This window comes from Pseudomonas sp. LBUM1644 (assembly GCF_059716195.1).
This window is the reverse complement of the sequence record NZ_CP166812.1, coordinates 3,310,061-3,331,524: the sequence shown is the minus strand read 5'-3', so window position 1 is coordinate 3,331,524 and position 21,464 is coordinate 3,310,061. Positions and strand designations below refer to the sequence as shown.

Below are 21,464 nucleotides of genomic sequence, written 5' to 3'. Positions count from 1 at the left end.
CCCATGACTACCTTCACCGCACGCCCGCTGCTGGGCTGCATCGCCGACGATTTCACGGGGGCCACGGACCTGGCCAACATGCTGGTGCGCGGCGGTATGCGCACCGTGCAAAGCATCGGCATCCCGAGCTCGGAAGTGACCGCCGGGATTGACGCCGATGCGATAGTCATTGCCCTGAAGTCGCGTACCACGCCGGTCGCCGAAGCGGTGGAACAGTCCCTCGCCGCGCTGGCCTGGCTCCGCGAACAAGGCTGCGAGCAGATCTTTTTCAAGTATTGCTCGACGTTCGACTCCACTGCAGCCGGCAATATCGGCCAGGTCAGCGAAGCGCTGCTGGCCGCACTGGGTAGCGACTTCACTCTTGCTTGCCCGGCGTTCCCGGAGAATGGCCGGACGATCTTTCGCGGCCACTTGTTTGTGCAGGATCAGTTGCTCAGCGAGTCGGGCATGCAGCATCACCCGCTGACGCCGATGACCGATGCCAATCTGGTTCGGGTCCTGCAATCGCAGACCCGCCTGAATGTCGGTCTGTTGCGCTACGACACCATTGCCCGCGGCACTGAGCAGGTGCGAGCGAGAATTGCAGAGCTGAGGGCCGGAGGTGTCGGCATGGCAATCGCGGATGCCTTGTCGGACAGCGACCTGTACACCCTCGGTACGGCCTGCGCCGATCTGCCGTTGTTGACGGGCGGTTCTGGGCTGGCCTTGGGCCTGCCGGAAAATTTCCGTCGTGCCGGCAAGCTGCGTGACCTCGACGCCTCGACACTCCCAGCGGTGTTCGGCGGGGAAGTGGTGTTGGCCGGCAGTGCCTCGATCGCCACCAATGGACAAGTGGCGGCCTGGCTCGAAGCCGGTCGGCCGGCCCTGCGCATTGATCCGTTGGCCTTGGCGGCGGGGGAACCGGTGGTGGCGCAAGCCTTGACCTTCGCCCGTGATAACGACCAAACCGTACTGATCTACGCCACCAGCTCACCGGAAGAGGTCAAGCGGGTGCAGCAGCAACTGGGTGTCGAGCAAGCCGGTAGCCTGGTGGAAAATGCCTTCGGCGAAATTGCACACGGTTTGCGCGAGAGCGGCGTGCGCCGTTTCGTGATCGCCGGCGGAGAAACGTCGGGCGCTGTAGTCCAGGCGTTGGGTGTGCAGTTGCTGCAGATTGGCGCGCAGATCGATCCGGGTGTGCCGGCGACCGTCAGCAGTACTGATGAACCTTTGGCGCTGGCCCTCAAATCGGGCAACTTCGGTGGCCGGGACTTCTTCAGTAAAGCCTTGGACCAGCTCGCCGGAGGTGCGCAATGAGCAACGAAAACGCCTTGCGCGAAGAAATCTGTGAGGTTGGCCACAGCCTCTATCAGCGTGGTTACACCGTCGGCAGCGCCGGCAATATCAGCGCGCGCCTGGACGACGGCTGGTTGATCACGCCGACTGATGTCTGTCTTGGGCGCCTCGATCCGGCAACCATCGCCAAGGTCAACCTGGCTGGCGAATGGGTATCCGGGGACAAGCCTTCAAAGACGTTGGCATTGCATCGCCAGGTCTACGACCGCAACCCGAATGTCGGCGGTGTGGTGCATACCCATTCCACCCATCTAGTGGCGTTGACGCTCGCAGGTGTCTGGCAGGCGGACGACATCCTGCCGCCGCTGACCCCGTACCAGGTCATGAAGGTCGGGCATATTCCGTTGATTGGCTACCAGCGACCCGGTTCGCCAAAGGTTGCCGAGCAGGTCGCCCGGCTGGCTAACAGCGTTCGCGGCGTGATGCTTGAGCGACTGGGCCCGGTGGTCTGGGAAAGTTCGGTTTCCAGGGCCAGCTACGCCCTGGAAGAGCTCGAGGAAACCGCGCGGCTCTGGCTGATGAGCAATCCCAAGCCCGAACCGCTGGATCAGGCGGCGCTGGATGAATTGCGAGACACCTTTGGTGCGCACTGGTAACGCGCTGGCTTGACACGAAAGATCGATAACGCAGGCCCTGCCTGAGAGACGCACAGCGCCTCTCGACGGTCCTGGCTTGCCTGAAAAAACAATAACAACAGGAAATCCAAGCATGACTCACCTTCACTGCGGCATGTTCAGATCCATTGGCAATACCGTTTCCGTTACCCGGTGTGGAGGGTTTCTGAAATGAGCCCGTTAATCCTGATGATTACTGCTGGGGTGGGCATCGCGCTGTTGTTATTCCTGGTGCTCAAGTACAAATTCCAACCCTTCGTGGCCTTGATGCTGGTGAGCATCCTGGTGGCACTGGTGGCCGGCGTGAAGCCGGCCGATCTGGTCGCCACTATCGAAGGCGGCATGGGCAAGACCTTGGGCCATATCGCGATCATCATTGCCTTGGGCGCGATGATCGGGCGGATCATCGAGCTCTCCGGCGGTGCCGAGGCGCTGGCGAAGGCGCTGATTTCTCGTTTCGGCAACCGGCGTACGCCCCTGGCGTTGACGATGGCCGGCTTCATGGTCGGGGTGCCGGTGTTCTTCGAGGTCGGCGTGATCATCCTCATGCCGCTGGCCTATGGTGTTGCGCGCAGTGCGCGTAAGCCGCTGCTGGTGTTCGCGTTGCCGATGTGCGCGGCGTTGTTGACCGTACACGCTTTTCTGCCGCCACACCCGGGGGCCGTGGCCGCTGCCAGTCAGTTGGGCGCGGACCTGGGCCGCGTGCTGATGTTCGGCCTGCCGCTGACGGCGTTCCTGTGCTATGTCGGCTACCGCGTGGCCGGGCGCATGACCCGTCGGGCGTACCCGATGACCGACGATATTCGCGCCGAGGTCTACGGTCCACATGTCACCAATGAAGATCTGGCCGCCTGGTCCAATGGCAACGACACGAGCACCGGGCAAGCTGCCGTGGCCGTGTCGCACATGGGCCTGGAAGAGTCCACGAGCAGTATCGTTTCCAAACTGCCGCCTGCACCCGCACCCGGGTTTGGTTTGATTGTCAGCCTGATCCTGCTGCCCATCATTCTGATTCTGCTGGGGACTCTGTCTACCTCGTTGTTGCCTGCCGAATCGACTCTGCGCGGCATCATGACCGTGCTCGGCGCACCGCTGGTGGCGCTGCTGATCGACACCTTGCTGTGTGCCTGGCTGCTGGGTTCGCGCCGGGGCTGGAGCCGCACTCAAGTGTCTGACGTGATCGGTTCGGCCTTGCCCGGTGTGGCCATGGTGATCCTGATTGCCGGCGCCGGCGGCGTATTCGGCAAGGTGCTGGTGGATACCGGCATCGGGGCCGTGGTCTCCGATATGCTGCGCACTACCGGTCTGCCGGTGCTGGCGCTGGGCTTTCTGCTGACCATGCTGTTGCGCGCAGTTCAGGGCTCGACCACGGTGGCGCTGGTGACCACTGCCGGCATTATCAGTCCGCTGATCGCGACACTCAACCTGACCCCGAACCACATGGCCCTACTGTGCCTGGCCATGGGCGGTGGCGGGCTGGCCATGTCCCATATCAATGATGCCGGTTACTGGATCTTCACCAAGCTGTCCGGGCTGAATGTGGCTGACGGCTTGCGCACCTGGACAGTGCTGACCACCTTGCTCGGCACCTTGGGTTTCTGTATTACCCTGCTGATCTGGCCCTTTGTCTAACGTAATGTAGGAGCACGGCTTGCCGGCGAAGGCGTACTTGAGATCGCCATCGCCAGCAAGCTTGGCTCCTACAAAAAAAGCCATCTATAGGAGCTACCATGCCTCGTTTTGCTGCCAACCTCAGCATGCTCTATCCGGAGCATGCGTTTCTGGATCGCTTTGCCGCCGCGGCCACCGATGGTTTCGAGGCGGTGGAGTATCTGTTTCCCTACGACTACAGCGCTGAAGAACTCAAGCAACGCTTGAGTGACAACGGCCTGGTGCAGGCACTGTTTAACGCACCTCCTGGTGATTGGGCGGCAGGCGAGCGGGGCACGGTGTCGTTGCCGGGCCGGGAGAGTGAATTTCGTAGCGGTTTTGATCGTGCCCTGGAATACGCCGGCGTGTTGGGCAACTCGCGCCTCCATGTGATGGCTGGGCTGTTGCCGTCGGAAAGCGATCGCCCGCGGCATTACGGCGTGTACCTGGAAAACCTCGCCTACGCCACAGCTCAGGCCGCCAAGCTAGGCGTCACAGTATTGCTCGAGCCGATCAATACGCGGGACATGCCGGGCTTTTTCCTCAACCGGCAGGATCAGGCCCAGGCTATCTGTAAGGAAGTGGGCGCCAGTAACCTGAAGGTTCAGTTCGACTGCTACCACTGCCAAATCGTCGAGGGCGACCTGGCCACCAAACTGCGTCGGGACTTCGACGGTATCGGCCATATCCAGATCGCCGGTGTGCCGGATCGGCATGAACCGGACTTGGGGGAAGTCAATTATCCCTATCTGTTCGAGCTGATCGACCAGTTGGGTTATGACGGCTGGGTAGGGTGCGAGTATCGGCCGCGTGGTAACACGTCTGCCGGCTTGCAGTGGCTGCGCGACTGGAAGGCTCGGCAAACGCAATAGAGGAGGGCGGCGACGGGCTCTGCTGGACGCAAGAGCCCGTCGTTTCAGGCCTGTGTGTTCTCAGACGGCAGCAACAGCTCCACACCCTGCTTGCGAATGCCATCAGCCGCGGCCGGGGCCAACGCGTCGTCGCTGAGGATGATGTCGAACTGTTCGAGCCCGGCGATCTTGTACATGCTGAACGTGCCGTATTTCGAACTGCTGGCCACCAGCACCACTTGGGAAGCCGATTGCATCGCGGCTTGCTTGACCTCCACCTTCAGCGCCGAAGGGGTAGTGAGGCCGCGACGCAAATCCCATGAACTGGTCGATATGAACGCGATATCCGTGACGACCTGACGCAAAGTGGCAACCGCCAGCCCGCCCACGCACGATTGATTGGAGTGATCCAGCTGCCCGCCGGTATGAATCACCGTGACATGGGGCGCTTCGATCAGTGCCTGGACAACGCCGAAGTCGTTAGTCACCACGGTCATGCCGGACAGCGCCTTGATGTAAGGGACGATTTCCAGCGTGCTGGTGCCCGCATCCAGGTAAACCGTCATATCGGCATGCAGTAGCCGGGCGGCGAGTTTGGCCATGGCCTGTTTCTGTGGCAACTCGACCACGGCCTTGAACTGATGGCTGGGCTCACTGTGGAGCTGGCTGGCGATCCGCACTCCACCCGTTACCGAGTAAGCACGACCTTCCTGCTCCAGCAGCGCGATATCGCGGCGTATGGTCATGTGCGAACAGTCGAACATCTCCATCAATTGATGAACGCTCAGCACCTGATGCTTGCGCAACTGTCGCAGCATCAATTCACGGCGCTGTTCAGGAATCATCGGTGCGCCGCTGTCGGCGGCGATGTCCTTTTGAATGGGCATTCGGGCTCCAAAGTGAGGAATGCTGACGGTCAAACATAGTACCGAATCTGCGGCTGGATCAGTAGCGCGACGATGCTACTGACCTGACCTTGGCGCCAACCGCCCCAGTTGTGCCTGCCGCGTTTATTGGCTGGAGCGAACGGCTCCTCCATCAATCAACAAATTCTGCCCAGTCAGGTAGCCCGCATGACGGCTGCAAACGAAGGCGCAAAGCGCACCGAACTCTTCGGGTGAGCCGAAGCGCCTGGCAGGAATTTCGCGACGGCATTCGCCGAGGAATGCCTCACTGTCCTGCCCCATATCTTCGGCAGCGGCGACCAGGTTGTTACGCAGGCGATCGGTGTCGAATGAGCCCGGTTGCAGGTTGTTGATTGTCACATTGCGACTGGCAATGTTGTCTTGCCGGGAAAGCCCTGCGATAAACCCCGTCAGGCCACTGCGCGCGCCATTGGACAGCCCCAGGCTTTCGATAGGGGATTTCACGGCACTCGACGTGATGTTGATGATTCGGCCAAATCCGCGTGCCGCCATACCGTCGACCGTTGCCTTGATCAATTCGATAGGGGTGAGCATGTTGGCATCCAGCGCCTTGAGCCAGGCCTCGCGGTTCCATTCGCGGAAATCCCCGGGAGGAGGGCCACCCGCGTTGTTGATCAAAATATCGAAATGCTCATGGGCGGCGAGGGCTGCCGCCCGACCCTCAGGCGTTGAAATGTCTCCAGCGACAGCGATGACCGTCACTTCAGGATTTATCGCTCTGAGCTGACGCGCTGTTTCATTCAGCGTCTGTTCGCCTCGGGCGGTGATCACCACGTTCACGCCTTCGCTGACGAGTGCCTGTGCGCAGGCTTTACCCAGACCTTTGCTGGCGGCGCACACTAGCGCCCAACGTCCTGCTATTCCAAGATTCATGCGTGTTTTCCTGAAAGAAAAAAGCTCAAAGAAAGTGGTTACCTACTGCAGTAACTGGCTCACGCGTGATCCACAGTGGCAGACAGGTTTGGCGATCGGGCACCGATGCCCATGAAGCGACGCACTCTCTCTCCTTCGGCATCGCATCGTATGGTTTCAGGTGTTGCATCCAGTTGGATATTACCGTTCTCCATGAACACGACCCGGTCGGATATCGACATGGCAAAGTCCATTTCGTGGGTGACAATAACCATGGTCATGCCTTCACTGGCGAGGTCTCGTATGACGTTCAGCACATCGCCCACCAGCTCCGGGTCGAGCGCTGACGTAGGCTCATCGAACAGCATGATGTCCGGCTCCATGGCCAAGGCACGGGCGATCGCCACGCGTTGTTGCTGCCCGCCGGAGAGCTGGTGCGGGTACTTGTGGGCGTGGGCCAGCAGGCCGACCTTGTCCAGCAGCGCATAAGCACGATGTTCGCTCAGCTCACCCGGACGGCCGTGGTAGCGCGGCGCCAGAGTGACGTTGTCGAGAATGGTTCGGTGCGGGAACAGGTTGAAGTTCTGGAACACCATGCCAATGTGTCGCACGCCTTTGCGCAGGCGTGCGCTGTTGGGTTTGTCCGATGCTTCGATGAATTTTTCACCGAACAACAGAATGTCGCCGGTATCGATACTTTCCAGGCCGTTGACGGTGCGGATCAGCGAAGTTTTGCCGGAACCGGAGGGGCCGATGATCGAGATCACCTGGCCGTATTCGACATTCAGGTCGATACCCAGCAGCACTTTGTGCGTGCCGTAGCTCTTCTGGATGTTCTTCAGTTGCAGGATGGGCGTCGTGTTGTTGCCCGTTGCTTTGCGCGCACTGTCGGGCAAGGCTTCGGCGCAGGCCTTGAGCTTGGCCACGGCGGCGTCATCGAGTGCGTGGGGCTTGCGGAAGGTCAGGTCCAGGTAGCGTTCCAGGCGTTGCAGGAAATAGCCGAACACGGTGACGATCAGTACGTAGTAAACCCCCACCGCAGCCAGGGTTTCCATGACCAGGAAGTTGGTGGCATAGAGGCGTTGGCCGACCGTGAGGATTTCGGTCAGGGAGATGACCGAGACCAGCGATGTCAGCTTGACCACTGTGATGTATTCATTGATCAACGTAGGCAGCGAGATACGGAACGCCTGGGGGATCACGATCAAGCGCTGCATGCCGAACAGGCCGACACCCAACGCGCGTCCAGCTTCCTTCTGACCCTTGGCCACGGAAATCAGACCACCACGGTGGATTTCCGCCATGTAAGCCGCTTCCGTGACCACCAGGGCAAGCAAGCCGGAGTAGAAGGGGTCTGACAGAATCGGTCCGCTGCCGGGAAACAATTGTGGCAAGTTGTAGACGAAGACCACGAGCACCAGCAACGGGATGCTGCGGAAGAACCAGATGTAGACCGCCGCGGGAATGCGCATCAACGGCGACTGGGACAGCTTGGCCGTGGCCAGGCCAAAGCCCAGCAGCATCCCGAGGAACCAGGCCAGGGCACTGAGCTGGACCACCGTGACGCAGGCCTTCCAGAAGTCCGGCAGGGAAAACAGGGAGAAGAAATACGACCAATCGAATTGCATAGGGCACCTCGATCTGCCGCCCCGGTGCAGGGACGGCAGATGACCAGACTACAAGGACACGTGCTTAGTTGGCGGTCGGTTCTTCCAAGCCATACTTAGTCAGAATAGCGGCGTACTCACCGCTCTTTTTGCTCTCTTCGAACGCTTTTTGCACGGCCTGGAACGTTTCGTCGTTACCTTTCTTGACGAAGATACCCAGGGTTTGCTGATAGATCGGGTGTTCGGTGGTGATCACTACCCGGCCATTGGTCTTTTCCGCGATCATTTTTGCAGCGCCAGCGATTTCAACCTGGGCCTGAATGTTTTTCGACAACAGGGCCTGGGTCACTTCGGGCGCCGAGGGGTACTCGCTGACGGTGATGGCGCCTTTGTTGTTCGGCACGCAGTAGTCATCGGAGAGCTTCTTGAATTCCTTGACCCAGGTGGTGCCCTGTTCCAGGCCCAGTTTCAAGCCGCACAGGTCTTCAGGTTTTTTCGCATTGATCTCGCTACCCTTGGGCACCATGACCGCGGCACCGGTATTGGCATAGGCGATGGTCTGGGCCTGAGTCTGGCGCTCCGGTGTGATGTACATGCCGGAAATGATCGCGTCGTATTTGCCGGAGTTCAGGCCCAGGATCAGGCTCGGGAACTTGGTGTCGACGAACTCCACCTTGGCGTTCATGTGCTTGGCCAGCAGCGTCGCCAGTTCCGGATCCGAACCCACCACGTTTTTGTCCTTGTCATAGGACTCGAAGGGCGGGTAGGTGATTTCCATGCCGACCTTAAAGGTGTCTGATGCGGCCATGCTCACCGAGGCACCGAACATACTGGCTGCCAATACGGTCATGCGTAAGAGAGTGTTCTTATTGTTATTCATTATTGACTGACTCCGGCGTAGGTAGGTGTTAACTGAAAACGTCAATCAGGACGGTTACGCCTGATTTTTCAAGTGCCCGAAACTGGCGGGCTTGCGTGCCTTCGCTGGCAGTTCAACTTCTCCATTGGCCACTCGCTGGCGCAGATACTGATAGGTCTGCAGCGCCTGGCCATACATGTGTTCGCCGATCGCTATTTCTTCATAGTCCTTACCTGCCTGGGCAAACGCGGGCAGCGGCTTGATCTGGGTGTGGTAGTCGCAGGCATAAAACAGTGGAAAGGAATAACGTTCCTCACTCACGCTCCGTACCCGATGTGCCGTGGCGACGAATGTGCCTGCCGTCATCACTTCAAGCATGTCGCCGATGTTGACCACAAAGGCATCGGCAATCGGTGGTGCATCGATCCATTCGCCAAGATTGTTCATCACCTCAAGGCCTGGCTTGTCGGCTAGGAGGATGGTGAAGCACTCGTAATCAGTGTGGGCGCCAATACCCGGTGCGTCATGGGCGGCACCGTCGAAGGGGTAATGGATCAGGCGCAGCTTGGACGGTGGGCGGGTGACCAGGCTGTCGAAATAGTTTTCTTCCAGGCCCAGGGCCAGGGCGAAGCCGCCAAACAAGCGCCGGCCCAAGGCGAAGATCGCTTCATAGTACGCCCATACGGACTCCTTGAAACCCGGCAGTTCAGGCCAGTCGTTGGGGCCCAGCAATGGGGTATTGGCCAGCACCAGCGGGTCATCGGCCGGGACTTCGAAGCCGACGTCGAAGGCTTCCTTGTGGTCCGGCTTGCCCTGGGAGTAGACCTCTTCGCCTTCGGGTACAAAGCCCTTGTGGGTTTTCGAGGTGCCAATGTAGTGCTGCATCTTGATGTCGAAGGGCTGGTCGAAAAAGTCCTTGGCCGCCTTGCGCAGGTTGCTGATCAGTTGCGGGTCGATACCGTGATCGGTGATATAGAGGAACCCGACATCGCTGGCGGCGCGACCCAATTGTTCGGCCACGGCCAGGCGGTGTTCCAGCTCAACGCTGAACAGACCGGCGATGTTGACCACCGGGATGCTCTTGAAGTTGGCGTTCTGTGTGTCAGTGCTAACGCTGTTATTTTTATTGTCAGACATGACGCTTCGACTCCCTAAGGGTTGCTTGAGTGGCTGAAACGGCTGAAGTGTTCACGCTCGGCCTGGCCCATCCACACGTTCAATGACCACAGGTCGGCGACCGGTACATTGGTGAAGGGCAAATGATGCAGGTAACCGTCGGCGCCGAACTCCGGAGTCAATGTGCTGACCTGGTAGCCGCGGGCCTGCTGTGAGCGCCAGATGCTTTCCCAGTGCTGCTGATGGAAGGCCAGCTCTTTTGCATATTCAGGAGCCGCCGGGTGCGGAACCTGGGGGCCCTGGTCATAACCGACCCGGGCCTGGATGTGGTGAACCCGATCGATGAAGGCGCTCAAGTCATCGGCCGGGTCATTCAACAGGCGCTCGCACGTCACCACCCAATGGCTGATGTCACTGGTGAACAACAGATCGGGCAATTGCCGGATCAACTCCAGAGTCACCCAAGGATTGAACAGCGACCGCGAGCGATGCGTTTCGAAACTGCAGACCTGGCCGTGCTTGCGCGCCAGTTCCAGCGCCTGGCCGAAGAACTCCACTTGTTGTGGCAAGGACCAGCGATCATTGCCCGCCAGCACGTTGACGAAGCGTGGGTCGAGTTCGGCGGCCCAGGCGAGTTTCTGATCGAGGTCATTGAGGTGAACGGCAGGCGTCGCCGACTGGTCCGGCAGCACGTCGTACGCGGTGAAGACTGTGCTGATATAGCCCAGGCGATTGGCCTGGAGAAAGGCGGCGAACTCAGCCCGTTCACGGGCGTCCAGTGGCAGGCGAGCTTCCATTCCATCGAAGCCCGCTTGCAGCAGCTCTTCGAGCGCCTGGGCCTTGCTGGCGGTGTAACCCCACAGCGTGCGGAAAATTTCCAGCTTCATCGGTGATCCTCAAAAATCCCTGGGCCTACTGTAAAAGCGTGGCGCCGATGTTAGGCATAGGCCGAGACGCGAAAGAATCTGTAAGTTCAAATGAATACTTCAGACTTTTAACAACAAATAGCTGGCTATTTATCGTGTTGTGAAGGCAGGATTTTGTGGCTGAGCAGTTGTCTACGCTGCCCATTAGCGAGGTGCGCCAGCGTTACGACATCATTTTGAAGAGTCTCAAGGGACAACAGGTACTATGCGGAGGAGGGCCATCGGCAGGGGCAAGTACCGCGCGATAGCCTTTTCAAGGCGCCCACGTCACCGGCAGTCGTATGCGCACTCAACCGATTTTTGTTGCAAGTCGCAGTTATCTCGAGAGATACGGCGAACCTCAACGTCCACCGAATCTCGTAGAACACAACTGTCTTTATTACCCTCGAGGCAGCGACACGCCTGCCTGGGCTTTCGAAGCCCCTGGCCCCTCGCAAGTGGCGGGGAAGCGGCTGACTGTTCCTATAAAAGGCGCATTCGCAACCAACAATAACGAAGCATTGCGTGATGCGGCTTTGACTGATTTGGGCATCGCGCTTTTGCCCGATTTCAGCGCTCAAGTTGGGCTGAACAACGGAGGATTGGTGAACGGTTTTTGAGACCCGTTAGCCAGAAACTACGTTAGAGTGTTCATCAATATCTGTTCATAAGAGCCCTCCACTCGATTCGCGTAGTCGCGCCAAGCGGTTCTAGCGAACGAACAGGACAAAAAAACCGTATATACATCGTTATGTGAAGAATGAATCGTCCGCTGTTTGTTTCTCTAGATGGGCCCAAGGGAGCCGGCAAAACCACACTGTTGGAGGCCGTTACGAAAGTACTGAGGGCAGACAACAAAAAGGTGATCCGACTTTGCGAGAAAAAAAGCGATCCCTATAGGGGTGAAACAATGGCCCTCGTTAACAGACTCGTCAGACATCCCTCCCGGGAGTTGGAGTTGAGGGTTTGTGAGCGCTTTGCTGATAGCCGTACCTGGATTTCCCAGCACGTGCTGGCTAAACAGCCACCAGACAGCATCATCCTGATCGATCGCTGGTACCCGTCTGATGCCGCGTTTCGCCGGATAGTCCCGTTTGCAGAGATTCTACAGCTGAACATTGATCGAAACGTGAGAGTGCCAGACCTGCATGTCGGGGTTGTCACCACCCCTGATATTTCATGGGCGAGGGCAGCGGCACGACGGCGCGGGCTGAGCAGTACTGTGATCCATAAGCTGGAAGAACATGTCGCTTGTACCGAGGCGTTCGAGCGAGCGATTGCAGATCACGGCTGGGTTTTATGCCGTAATGAAGGAACAATCGAAGACGCAACGATGCAGGTGATTTCTGAGATCTATAGAGTCCTTCGATGCCCCGAAGGCGAAGTTCGCTGCGCCGGCCTTGATGCGGCTGAGATTGCCGAAGAGTGACGGGAGTCAACTATTGGGCGGGTACCCCAGTCAACCCGATGGCACCCAACCGCATTGACGGCCGTAATCAAATGTGGGAGCGAGCTTGCTCGCGAAGGCGGTATGTCAGGACTTCGCTTCCTTGGTCCCCAGCACATCGCGGATGCTGTCCACCACATTGCTGTCTTTGATCACATCGTTCAGCCAACCCTCGAGCGGCATGTTGCCCCATTTGATCGCCCGTTCGATCAGATAAGGGACGGGGCTCTGGGGCTCGGTCTGTTTGAAGAACTGGGCGATGCCGGCCAGCAGGGTGAATGCCTCATCGCGGGTCTGCGGTGTAGTTCGAAGCGGAGTGGCTAAAAGACTTTGCTCAGGCTGGGTCATTGCGGAACCTGCAGGTTGTTCACCAGTGCTTTCAGGGATGGCCGGAGTCGGCGCGACACGGGCCGGGGACAGTTCGATCCCTCGATCCTTGAGCAGTTTTTCAGCCAGTTGTCCTGCGCGAAACAAAATGTCATTGAGCCCGGCAAAGCTCGGCGCCTCAGGGCCGAAGTGTCTGTCAGCGGTGATCTGCAGCTGCTGGCAGGCTTTCAGGCAGGCGGCTATTTCGCCGGCTTTGAGGCGCAGATGATCCGAATCGGTCAGCACCACCGAACGCTGGAAGACTTCCGCGTTGATCTTGCCTTCGTCGAGGGCGGCACGCATCGCCTGAGGGTTTTGCAGCGCCAGGTTTTCGATGTGCCTGGATTCGTCGTAACGAAGCAGACCGTAATGTTGCCCCTGGGTGATCGGCAATGCGCCGACGATGTCTGCCAGCGAGGTTTTCATCCACGCCAGGCGTGCGGCGCGTTCATCGACGCCGTCCTCAAGGGAAGGGAACAGATCCGCCCAAAAGGTTTGCAGAATGCGCTCGGCCAGTGTCAGGCCGAAGGTGATACCGACAAAATGGTACTTGTGCGCCAGGCCTTCACTGAGCCAGGCGACCAGCATCAAGTCTTTGCTCTGTCGAGCCAGACCTTGTGCAGCCAAGGTAATGGTCAGATCCCAATCGGAAGTCTTGAGATCGGTTTGCCAGTCACCCTGGGTAAGGTAATCGGGGTCTGCTCGACGAGCCTCCTTCACCTGATCGAACAAGGTGGAAAAGCTCAAGTCTTCACCGCTCCCCTCATTGATGGGCGCTGTCAGTTCGGCCAGCGAAAGGTCGTTGAGAAATTCAGACATAGGCAACTCTGATCAAAATAAAAGAACACCGCGCCTGGTGGGCAGGCGCGGTGCTGAATACGGACCGCGTGAGCGGTCCGCTATCGCTACGGACTTAAGCGAAAACTTTGTTCGCCGTGCGATCCCAACCACCGGTGACGTTGCCGCCGCCCTGGCCATCGGCACGGCTTTGTTGGGTGTAGGTGGTTTTGATGCGCGCGAAGTTGAAGCTGATTTCTTCAATCGGCAGATCGCTGACCGCTTTGTCTTCGCCACCCTGACTGCCGCCGGCGACTGCCTTGACGGAGGAGACCACGACTTCTTCCAGGTTGATGGTCAGGTAGGTAACCTTGTCACCGCCCGCGCGGTTGACGTTCAGCTGGATCTTGGCGATGTGAGTGCCTTTGCAGCAGGCTTCGAACAGCTTGGCAGAAGCCTTGTCAACGGCTTTGCGGATGCTGAAATCGCTCAACGACACACGCTCCGACGAAGCACCGCCCGAAGAGCTTGCAGTCGCGGAAGTCGCCTGAGTTGCGCCGTACTCGTAGCCCAGCACTTCGATCCAGTCCTTGTGCTTGTCGTCGAGCACTTCACCTGGAATGCCTTCGATCTGAATGTATGCGTCAAATGCCATTTCTAATTTCTCCTTACCTTCATTTAAAGGGCTGTAACAACCTGCGGACAGGTCACAACCCCTTCGTTTTTAACCTCTTTGAAACGATCAAGAGAGGTGTCTTACCGGCCTGGGCCGAACATCAAGCGGGCCCCGGCAGCGGTTTTCCTTCGGAAGTGCGGCCGTCTCAATTGAGCGACCGTACTTCGATTTCTACGCGCCGGTTAGGTTCCAGGCACTGAATAAGCTGGGGTCTTGGTTGCTGCATATCGCATTTGACCAAGGGTTTGGTGCTGCCTTCGCCGACGGCTTCCACCAGTTCACCGGGTACGCCTTTGCCCACCAGATAGGTCTTGATGGTTTGTGCGCGTTGTTTGGATACCTGCAAGTTGCCTTGCGAATCGCCCAATTGATCGGCATGCCCCGCGATAATGATTTTGCCGATGTCAGGCGTGCTCAGCAGCTTGCCGGCGATGGCGCTCAACTGGCCCTGGCCTTCTGTTTTCAGGCTCTGGAAATCGGCACGGCCAAAGGCGAACAAGGTGTCCGATTCCAGGGTGATGGTCTCGATCGAGCGCAACGACTGCGTGAGCAAGCTGTTGATGTAATTTCGCGAGCTGGATGTCAGGAACGCGTTATCGAGGATCCGTGGTACGTCTTCCTCGTGAATCTGGTCGCTGTAGAAATTGATCTGCCGGCTGGCAAACTCGTAATCCTGATTCGAGCCCGAGCCGTCGTGGGCGGCACCGATGGTTTTTCCGGTCTGGCGGGCAATCGCCGGGTACCAAAAATCCGGTATTTTGGCTTTCAGGAACGCCGGGTCAGCCTTTTCGCGCTGGGCACGCGAGAGCATGACGTAGGTGTCCAGCGTGGTCTTGCCGAACGCCGCGATGGACTGCGCCCGGTTGTCGCTAGGCAGCGCCTTGGGTTCGACACTGTCCACGCCTGTCACCGGCAACAGTTCCTTGCTGTTGCGCTGATACACCTTGAGGGTGGTCAACAGGTACAGCGAGCGGGTCAGGTTGTCGGCGGTCGGCTTGAGCATCACGCTTTCCAGCCGGCTGAAATACTGACTGCGCACCAGCGGCTCGACGTTGTAGCCCTGGTAAAGCCCCAGGCGCATGCGCATCGGTACGCCTTCATCGTGATGCTGCGAATAGTAATGGGCGGTCCAGAAGCGCATGCGATCCAGGGTTTGCCAGTCGGTGTATTGCCCCGTCGCCGAGGCGTCGGCGGTGGCCGCCTGAGCCAGTTCCGTGGAAATAGTCTGCACGGTGTTTTTGTTGTTCACATAGGACCAGCCCAGCAGGCTGCACAGCAGCACCGCGACCAGAGCGGCACCGCCAATCCACGCCGCCTTGCGCCGACGCTCGCGGTGGTTGGTGGTGTACAACGCCACCAGATGCTGATCGGGAATGATGACTTTGCGAAACAGACTGTTGATGAACAGCGGACGCGGTTGCGCATTGCCGCTGGTGATCACTTGATCACTGTCCAGTGAGAAGCGCTCTGTGACCTGGCGCGTGTGCCCACCCATTTCCGGTTGGTCGGCGTCCAGTGCACTGGTGAAATAGAAGCCGCGCAGCAGTTCGGCTTTTTGATACGGGTTGGCGCGCAACAGAGCGTCGACGAACAATTGCAGCCGCGGCTTCAGCGCCGCCAGTTCCAGCGGGAAGCGATACACCGCTGAATCCTGCCGGGTGATCTGAATGTCCTGCATGACCAGTTGCTGGCTCGCCACTTGTTGCCAATAGCTGACCAGTTCGTCCATTGCCGCGCCGAATTGCCGGCCCCAGTCGGCCTGCTCATACCCTTTATGGGGAAACGTCTTGCCCATGACTTCACCGCGGGCAACATCATCCAGTTGGCGATAGAACGGGGCAAAACCCGGCACCAGGTCACACTTGGTGAACACCAGGTAGACCGGCAGACGCACTTCCAGCAGCGCGTGGGTTTCCTGGATGCGCTCGCGCAGGCGCTTGGCAATACGCTCCTGGTCTTCGAGCGAAGTTTGCAGAATGTCGTGGATGCTGACGGTGACGATCAAGCCGTTAAGCGGCCGACGCTGCCGGTGTTGACGCAGCAGTTGCAGGAAGGCCCGCCATTTTCCGGCTTCTTCCTGGTTGTTCATGTAGCGACCGGCCGTATCCAGCAGGACGGCCTCGGAACTGAAAAACCAGTCGCAGTTTCGGGTGCCGCCCAGGCCGGCGACGCGTGCACCTTCGCGCTCCGCATACGGGAAGTTGAGGCCCGATTGATAGAGCATCGTACTTTTGCCGGCGGCCGGCTGGCCGATCACCAGGTACCAGGGCAGGGCATACAGCGCATCCTTGGGATTGCTGCCACGCGGCTTGTTGCTGTGCAGCCGCTCAATGCTCTGCAACAGGCGCTCGCGCAACAGGCTGACTTCCTCGCGGTCCGCCGGACTGGCGTTCAGTACCGCCTGATCGGCGTCGTCGCGCAGCAGCCCTTCCAGATCGTGGTGCCGCGACACCCCTCGGTAAAGCAGCAGCACGTAACCGGCCGAGAGCAGCAGGAACACACCAATGCCCGTCAGCAGGCTGTTCAGCGAGCTGAAGTCAAACGCACGACCAATGCCCCACACCACGAAAATGGTGAGAAAAAAACACACCCCCAGAATGTAGGGTTGGAAGCGCAAGAAGTAATACTTGATCTTGTTCATACGGACTTCAAATCCAGCGCGTCGACAAAACGGTCGATAACGTCATCAAGAGGGCGGTCGATTTCGGGAAAGGCGTGTTTTGGGTGGTGCTCATCAAACGCATCGAATGACGCCATCACGTCATGACTTTGCAAACGGTTGCCGGTATCGGTCAGCACGCGATAGGCATCGTGGTTGTTGCGTGACGGAAAGCAGATCAGCCGGGGGCGCATGAAGTCGTCTGCCAGCAGACTGACCTGCGGCACGCCGCTACCGGCTGTCATTCGCGTCAACCACGTGATCCACAAATCGGCGGTCGGGTTCTTTAAACCTCTTTCCGCCGGCAAGGGCAGGGAAATGCCCATTGGCGTTGGCTGGTGCAGATGGCTTTTGAAAGCCAGCAGCCGGGTCAGTACGGCATTGGTGACAAATTCCGGGTAGGCGCCTTCAAGTGCGGTGGCGATATCGCGCAGGTTGAAGTTCACCAGGAACTTGTCATGCACGCGCCGGAACAACTCGAAGTCCTGGCCTTGTAATGGACGCAAGGCTTTGATGCGTTCGAACAGCACTGATGTGCTTTCGCCCTGGGTGGCCATATGGAGCAACGGCCTGATCTGCCCGCTGAACAGTTCGCTCAAGGTGAAAGGATTGAGCAATGGCTCGGCGTCGCTGGCTTTTACCGTTTGAAAAATAAAAAACGGATAACGGCGCTGGCTCGAATCCCTTGAGCTGATCAAGCCGCCCAGCAACCAGTTGCCGCTGCGTGCGCGATAGCTGAAAAAGCACACCGGCAACGCGTCGAACAGCGCCCGCCAGTCCTCAAGAGGCTGCAGGGCGGCCAATGCGCCTTGCAGCCACGCGTCGAACTCGCAGACGTCGTCGGCTGCACCGTGCAGGCTGACGAAGTCCGGGCTCGCGGGCACTTTTCCGAAGCAACCAATCATTGGCCGCGTCCCTGATTCAAGACAAGCATGCTCACTGGACCCGTCCGCTGCTAGCGTTGAGTGCACTCAGTGCTTTGACGTTGGCCAGGTCGGTCAGCTTGACGCCGCCGTAGTTGCGCACGGCGAGGCTGACTTGCCCGCTGGCGGTGTTCCAGCTGAAACGCTGCTGGATACCATCCAGATCACTGACGCGAGCGCTGTCATTCATGCGCAGCAGGCCCCAGCGGCCAGGGTAATCAAACACCGTAATGCGTTCACCACTGAGCGTGACCACGTCCATGCGCGCGCCGGGTGCGGTGGTGGTGCCTGGCCAGGAGAAGCGGCTCCAGCTGGTCTTGCCGTTGCGATAGTGCTGCACCTGACCGTCGAGGGTGAAGATGATGTCGGTGAACCAGGCCGCGGGTTCCAGCATGATCTCAAAGCCGTTTTCCCGGTCCGACAGGCTGGCAATGACCTGGCCCAGGGAGCTGGCCTTGTCGATGCTGTTGACCATGTTCGGATTGACCAGCGGCGTGGCTTTGCTGGCGCTGCTCATGCCGAGGCCTTCGCCACCGGACAGGTTGCCGATTTCGTTACGCTTGAAGTTCGGCAGCAAGCCGGACTCCGGGTCGACGAAACGTTGCAGATCCTTGACCGAGGCTTCATTGCGACTGCCCGACGCGATCGGGTAACGGTGCGCCATGACTTGTTCCCAAGGCTTGGCGATCTGTTGTGCCCAGGCCTTGGCGATCTGCTCGCCGGCCGGATCGCGCAGGGTTTCCCAGGCGAACTGAATCGGCAGACTGAACAGGCCTTGCAGTGAAGTTGACAGACCACCCTGACTGGTGTCGACGGTGGTCTCGACATAGTTGCGCACGCTGGTGACTTCGCTCGGCTGACCTTCCAGGGTTTCGCTGATCAGTTGCTTGCTGCTTTTCCCGACGTCTTGTGAGCGCTGGATGTTGTTCATCCGCACCTTGAGTTTGCGCAACGCCGCCAGGTAGCGATCCATGATCGTGCTGTCGGCGCCCTCGGCGTTCTGCACGGCGAAGACCCGCGATACCGGCTCGAAGCGCTTGGCCAGGCTGCCGTCATCCACCGCAGGCAACGGCGAAATCAGCGCGTTTGGCGAGGTGTCCTGCCCATCGAAAATCCCCGTGACCTTGCCCCAGAAACCGTCATCACGCTTGATCCCCGGTTGCTGGGTTTCACGTGGTGCAGGGACATCCCATTGGGTGTTGTCGTTGACCGCCGCCAGCAGGTTTTTCACCGGCGAGTTCTGCACGTCGCTGAGCAGCGACAGTTGCTGGGTCGCGTTGGCCATGTCAGTGAAATGGCGAACGCCGACGCTGTCGATCAGGGTGTACCAGGCTTGGGTGTAGTCGCGTTTGTAACGCGTCATGAACTCACGGATGAAATTGGCTTTTTGCACCAGGCTGTCGCCGCCTTCGCCATCGAGCACCCAGTCCGATTCGTTTTGCAGGTTGCCCGACAAAAGTTCGATCAGCTCAGGCTTCACGAACTGTTCCCAACCCTGACGGGTGAAAATCGCCGGCACCGCTTCGCTGCCGTACAACAACTGACGCCCTGGCAGAGGCACCAGATCGCTCAGGCCCACGGCTGGAAACTGGCGGCTGGACTCCAATTGCAGGCGCAAATATTCGCGATCCACCAGCGAGCTGGAAATCATGAACGACTTCAAGCTATTGCGGGTTTCGCTGATCAATTGCTCGTTGCGTGGCAGGGACGGCGCCTGGCCATTTTTCAGCAGTTGCACGTAGACCGGCGAGTTGTCCTGAATAACCGCAGTGCTGACCGGATTGTCGGTACTGGCGGTGTTGGCCCAGGCAACCGGCAATGCAACCCCGACGAACTCAGGTTCGGGATGGGTATCGGGTTGCGTCAGCATCAAGTAGAGCTTCAGCGCGTTATAGGATTCGATGATGGACGCGACCTGGCGTTCATCCAGTCGCCCCAGCATTTCCTCGGACAACGAGAGTCCGCCGGTGGTCGCCGACAGTTCAGCGGCGTCGCTCGCCGTGGCCGGGTTGCGCAGCGCGGTCAATGCATCGGCGCGCACCTTGCTTGCTGCACCTTTGACTGTACCGTTCAAACGACTGGTGACATCACCGGCGCTGCGCGGAACACTGCTCAAGCGGGTTGGCAGTTTCAGGCCTTGCGCACGGGCTTTGGCTGATGGCCTGCCGGCCTTGTCTGGTGCCACCGCAAAGCTGTTCTGCGGGTCCATGGTTTTAGCGAACTCATTGAAAGCGCGCATTTGCAGTTGAAGTTGCAGGGTGACCGGTTCGAGCGCCTGGGTGCGCAGTTGCTGCAAATAGGCGGTCTGGGCGACGAGGTAGATGTCGTCACCCCGATAAAGGCCGGCGCTCAGTTGCAGCGGTACGCCTTTGGCGCGGTGTTTCTCGATGGCGGCGAGTTGATCGCGGAGCAATTCCAGGCCTTGGCCCGATGCCAGCAACTGGGCGCGGTCCGGAGATTGCTGCACCTCGCTCAGTTGCTCGCGCAAGGAGGCCAGCCACTGACGGTTGTTCTGGAAGGACAGGGTTTGCCAACCAATGAACACCAGTGCGGCCAGCACGGCCACGCCCAGCACAGCAGGGCTGAACGATTTGTTCTGTCCGGAACGCGACTGATAAAGCGTCAGGTCGCGGTCCGGGAAAATCACGCGGCGGAACGTATCGGTAATGAAATAGCTGCGGTCGCTGATTTTCTTGCCACTGCTTTGCGTGTGCTTGTCGTGCTCGGCTTCTGGCAGCAGCGAAAATGACTCGGCGAGATCATCTTCATACACCTGGCTCAGTTGCTGATCGGTTTGCAGGGCGCTGGTGAAATACAGGCCGCGCAGCAACAGTTGAGTACCCGTATGGCCCGTCTGCGCGAAGTGCTGGAGAAACTGCTCCAGCACCACCGACAGTTCGGAAAAATAGTTCGGGAAGTTCAGCAGCGCGCTGTTGGCATCCGCCCCCAAAGCAATCATCTGCGCGTCGACGTGACGGCGGATATGACTGTGCAGGTTGGCCAGCTTGGCATCCAGCACCGCGCGCAAACCCTGGTTGCGGATTTCCGACAAACCGAAGGTCATGCCCAGCGGTTGCTGACGTTCGTTCAGGTCCAGACCTTCGAATGCCTGGCTGAAACCCGGCACTTGGTCGGTCTTGCTCAACATCAGGTAGATCGGCGGGTTGGCGTCCAGGCAGTCGGTGTATTCCTCGATGCGCGACACCAGCTGCGCGGCGAGCTCGTGGCGCTCGGTGGCACTGGCCGCCAGCAGCTCAGGCAGGCTCACTACCAGCACCAGACCGTTGACGGCGGCTTTGTTGCGTTGCTTTTTCAGCATCCGCAGGAACGCGGCGAATTCGCTGGCCGACTGGTCGTCCCGCAGGTATCGGCCGGCCGTGTCGATCATCACGGCCTCAGGGCTGAAGTACCAGTCGCAATGTTGCGTACCGCTTTGGGTGTCATTGGCGCTGTTGGCGATGCTCGCGGACAGACCGGAACGCGTCAGCAACGAGGTTTTGCCGGCGCCTGACATGCCGATGACCAGATACCACGGCAAGTCATACAGCGCCGACGAGCCGCCGCCACCGGCCGAGCGATCGGTGCGCAGCATCGCGATAGCGTGCTTGAGGCGCTCGCGCAGCACTTGCTGATCGCGGAATTCACCGGTGGATTTAAGCGATCGATCAACCTCGATCTGCACCAGGTTCTCAAGGTTGTGTTCAGCGCGGATCCGCTTGTACTGACGCAACACAATGATCAGCAAATAGAAGGCGCTGATGATCGCCATCGCCTCCAGCGTGTAGCCACGCAGCCAGCTCACGTGCGGTGCCACGAACCAGCAAACCGCCAGACTCGCCAGCCACAGCACGGGGATGACAAACCAAAAGCTTTTCAACAAACGCAATAATGTCTTCATGTC

17 protein-coding genes are annotated in these 21,464 nt (G+C 59.1%); 6 read left to right on the top strand and 11 right to left on the bottom strand.

Annotated features, from left to right (window positions below; genetic code table 11):
- Positions 1 to 3: 3 nt before the first annotated feature.
- The 4 genes from otnK to otnI all read left to right on the top strand — a co-directional run bounded on the left by otnK (position 4) and on the right by otnI (position 4,471).
- Positions 4 to 1,296, top strand: a complete 1,293-nt coding sequence (gene otnK, locus ACA052_RS15050; RefSeq protein ID WP_497645583.1) for a 3-oxo-tetronate kinase — start codon at positions 4 to 6, stop codon at positions 1,294 to 1,296.
- Positions 1,293 to 1,931 (top strand): 3-oxo-tetronate 4-phosphate decarboxylase, encoded by a 639-nt coding sequence (gene otnC, locus ACA052_RS15045; RefSeq protein WP_497645582.1) that lies wholly within the window; start codon positions 1,293 to 1,295, stop codon positions 1,929 to 1,931. The genes otnK and otnC overlap by 4 nt, the downstream gene beginning before the upstream one ends.
- A gap of 189 nt (positions 1,932 to 2,120) precedes the next feature.
- Positions 2,121 to 3,581: a GntT/GntP/DsdX family permease gene (locus ACA052_RS15040; protein WP_497645581.1), complete on the top strand. Its 1,461-nt coding sequence runs from the start codon at positions 2,121 to 2,123 to the stop codon at positions 3,579 to 3,581.
- 98 nt (positions 3,582 to 3,679) lie between these two features.
- Complete coding sequence (otnI, locus tag ACA052_RS15035) at positions 3,680 to 4,471, top strand: 2-oxo-tetronate isomerase (protein ID WP_497645580.1); 792 nt, start codon at positions 3,680 to 3,682, stop codon at positions 4,469 to 4,471.
- 44 nt (positions 4,472 to 4,515) lie between these two features.
- Here otnI and ACA052_RS15030 read toward each other — a convergent pair whose 3' ends face one another.
- From ACA052_RS15030 to ACA052_RS15005, 6 genes are all read right to left on the bottom strand, one after another.
- Complete coding sequence (locus ACA052_RS15030) at positions 4,516 to 5,337, bottom strand: DeoR/GlpR family DNA-binding transcription regulator (protein ID WP_497645579.1); 822 nt, start codon at positions 5,335 to 5,337, stop codon at positions 4,516 to 4,518.
- A 123-nt stretch (positions 5,338 to 5,460) separates the two neighbouring features.
- Positions 5,461 to 6,249: an SDR family oxidoreductase gene (locus tag ACA052_RS15025; protein WP_497645578.1), complete on the bottom strand. Its 789-nt coding sequence runs from the start codon at positions 6,247 to 6,249 to the stop codon at positions 5,461 to 5,463.
- 59 nt (positions 6,250 to 6,308) lie between these two features.
- The gene (locus ACA052_RS15020) at positions 6,309 to 7,856 is read right to left on the bottom strand and encodes an amino acid ABC transporter permease/ATP-binding protein (protein WP_497645577.1); all 1,548 of its coding nucleotides are present in this window, start codon (positions 7,854 to 7,856) and stop codon (positions 6,309 to 6,311) included.
- Positions 7,857 to 7,920: 64 nt separating this feature from the next.
- Positions 7,921 to 8,715 (bottom strand): ABC transporter substrate-binding protein, encoded by a 795-nt coding sequence (locus ACA052_RS15015; RefSeq protein ID WP_497645576.1) that lies wholly within the window; start codon positions 8,713 to 8,715, stop codon positions 7,921 to 7,923.
- A 54-nt stretch (positions 8,716 to 8,769) separates the two neighbouring features.
- The gene (locus ACA052_RS15010) at positions 8,770 to 9,831 is read right to left on the bottom strand and encodes an isopenicillin N synthase family dioxygenase (protein WP_497645575.1); all 1,062 of its coding nucleotides are present in this window, start codon (positions 9,829 to 9,831) and stop codon (positions 8,770 to 8,772) included.
- Between the two features lie 14 nt (positions 9,832 to 9,845).
- Positions 9,846 to 10,697 (bottom strand): sugar phosphate isomerase/epimerase family protein, encoded by an 852-nt coding sequence (locus ACA052_RS15005; protein WP_497645574.1) that lies wholly within the window; start codon positions 10,695 to 10,697, stop codon positions 9,846 to 9,848.
- Positions 10,698 to 11,017: 320 nt separating this feature from the next.
- Here ACA052_RS15005 and ACA052_RS15000 point away from each other — a divergent pair, with 320 nt between their 5' ends.
- A complete protein-coding gene (locus ACA052_RS15000; RefSeq protein WP_497645573.1) occupies positions 11,018 to 11,335 on the top strand; it encodes a LysR substrate-binding domain-containing protein in 318 nt (105 codons plus the stop codon).
- Positions 11,336 to 11,475: 140 nt separating this feature from the next.
- Positions 11,476 to 12,144: a dTMP kinase gene (locus tag ACA052_RS14995; RefSeq protein WP_497645572.1), complete on the top strand. Its 669-nt coding sequence runs from the start codon at positions 11,476 to 11,478 to the stop codon at positions 12,142 to 12,144.
- Positions 12,145 to 12,249: 105 nt separating this feature from the next.
- Here ACA052_RS14995 and tssA read toward each other — a convergent pair whose 3' ends face one another.
- The 5 genes from tssA to ACA052_RS14970 form a co-directional block, all read right to left on the bottom strand.
- Entirely contained in the window at positions 12,250 to 13,347 is a 1,098-nt protein-coding gene (tssA, locus tag ACA052_RS14990) for a type VI secretion system protein TssA (RefSeq protein ID WP_497645571.1), read from the bottom strand.
- A 94-nt stretch (positions 13,348 to 13,441) separates the two neighbouring features.
- The gene (locus tag ACA052_RS14985; RefSeq protein WP_059404755.1) at positions 13,442 to 13,960 is read right to left on the bottom strand and encodes an Hcp family type VI secretion system effector; all 519 of its coding nucleotides are present in this window, start codon (positions 13,958 to 13,960) and stop codon (positions 13,442 to 13,444) included.
- A gap of 166 nt (positions 13,961 to 14,126) precedes the next feature.
- Positions 14,127 to 16,622, bottom strand: coding sequence for a type VI secretion system membrane subunit TssM (gene tssM / locus ACA052_RS14980; protein WP_497645570.1), 2,496 nt, complete (start codon positions 16,620 to 16,622; stop codon positions 14,127 to 14,129).
- Positions 16,619 to 17,545, bottom strand: coding sequence for a type VI secretion system-associated protein TagF (gene tagF, locus ACA052_RS14975; RefSeq protein ID WP_497645569.1), 927 nt, complete (start codon positions 17,543 to 17,545; stop codon positions 16,619 to 16,621). The genes tssM and tagF overlap by 4 nt, the downstream gene beginning before the upstream one ends.
- Positions 17,546 to 17,576: 31 nt before the next feature.
- Positions 17,577 to 21,461 carry a type VI secretion protein IcmF/TssM N-terminal domain-containing protein gene (locus tag ACA052_RS14970; RefSeq protein ID WP_497645568.1) on the bottom strand — a complete coding sequence of 1,295 codons (3,885 nt, stop codon included), beginning with the start codon at positions 21,459 to 21,461 and terminating at the stop codon, positions 17,577 to 17,579.
- Positions 21,462 to 21,464: the final 3 nt, after the last annotated feature.

Excerpts from the sequence above, each read along its gene's own strand:
- ACA052_RS15000 (WP_497645573.1), top strand. The coding sequence starts at position 11,018 with ATGCGCACTCAACCGATTTTTGTTGCAAGTCGCAGTTATCTCGAGAGA.
- ACA052_RS15005 (WP_497645574.1), bottom strand. The coding sequence starts at position 10,697 with ATGAAGCTGGAAATTTTCCGCACGCTGTGGGGTTACACCGCCAGCAAG.
- ACA052_RS15015 (WP_497645576.1), bottom strand. The coding sequence starts at position 8,715 with ATGAATAACAATAAGAACACTCTCTTACGCATGACCGTATTGGCAGCC.
- ACA052_RS15030 (WP_497645579.1), bottom strand. The coding sequence starts at position 5,337 with ATGCCCATTCAAAAGGACATCGCCGCCGACAGCGGCGCACCGATGATT.
- tagF (WP_497645569.1), bottom strand. The coding sequence starts at position 17,545 with ATGATTGGTTGCTTCGGAAAAGTGCCCGCGAGCCCGGACTTCGTCAGC.
- ACA052_RS15040 (WP_497645581.1), top strand. The coding sequence starts at position 2,121 with ATGAGCCCGTTAATCCTGATGATTACTGCTGGGGTGGGCATCGCGCTG.
- ACA052_RS15020 (WP_497645577.1), bottom strand. The coding sequence starts at position 7,856 with ATGCAATTCGATTGGTCGTATTTCTTCTCCCTGTTTTCCCTGCCGGAC.
- ACA052_RS14970 (WP_497645568.1), bottom strand. The coding sequence starts at position 21,461 with ATGAAGACATTATTGCGTTTGTTGAAAAGCTTTTGGTTTGTCATCCCC.
- tssA (WP_497645571.1), bottom strand. The coding sequence starts at position 13,347 with ATGTCTGAATTTCTCAACGACCTTTCGCTGGCCGAACTGACAGCGCCC.
- otnI (WP_497645580.1), top strand. The coding sequence starts at position 3,680 with ATGCCTCGTTTTGCTGCCAACCTCAGCATGCTCTATCCGGAGCATGCG.
- ACA052_RS15010 (WP_497645575.1), bottom strand. The coding sequence starts at position 9,831 with ATGTCTGACAATAAAAATAACAGCGTTAGCACTGACACACAGAACGCC.
- ACA052_RS14995 (WP_497645572.1), top strand. The coding sequence starts at position 11,476 with ATGAATCGTCCGCTGTTTGTTTCTCTAGATGGGCCCAAGGGAGCCGGC.
- otnK (WP_497645583.1), top strand. The coding sequence starts at position 4 with ATGACTACCTTCACCGCACGCCCGCTGCTGGGCTGCATCGCCGACGAT.
- tssM (WP_497645570.1), bottom strand. The coding sequence starts at position 16,622 with ATGAACAAGATCAAGTATTACTTCTTGCGCTTCCAACCCTACATTCTG.
- ACA052_RS14985 (WP_059404755.1), bottom strand. The coding sequence starts at position 13,960 with ATGGCATTTGACGCATACATTCAGATCGAAGGCATTCCAGGTGAAGTG.
- ACA052_RS15025 (WP_497645578.1), bottom strand. The coding sequence starts at position 6,249 with ATGAATCTTGGAATAGCAGGACGTTGGGCGCTAGTGTGCGCCGCCAGC.
- otnC (WP_497645582.1), top strand. The coding sequence starts at position 1,293 with ATGAGCAACGAAAACGCCTTGCGCGAAGAAATCTGTGAGGTTGGCCAC.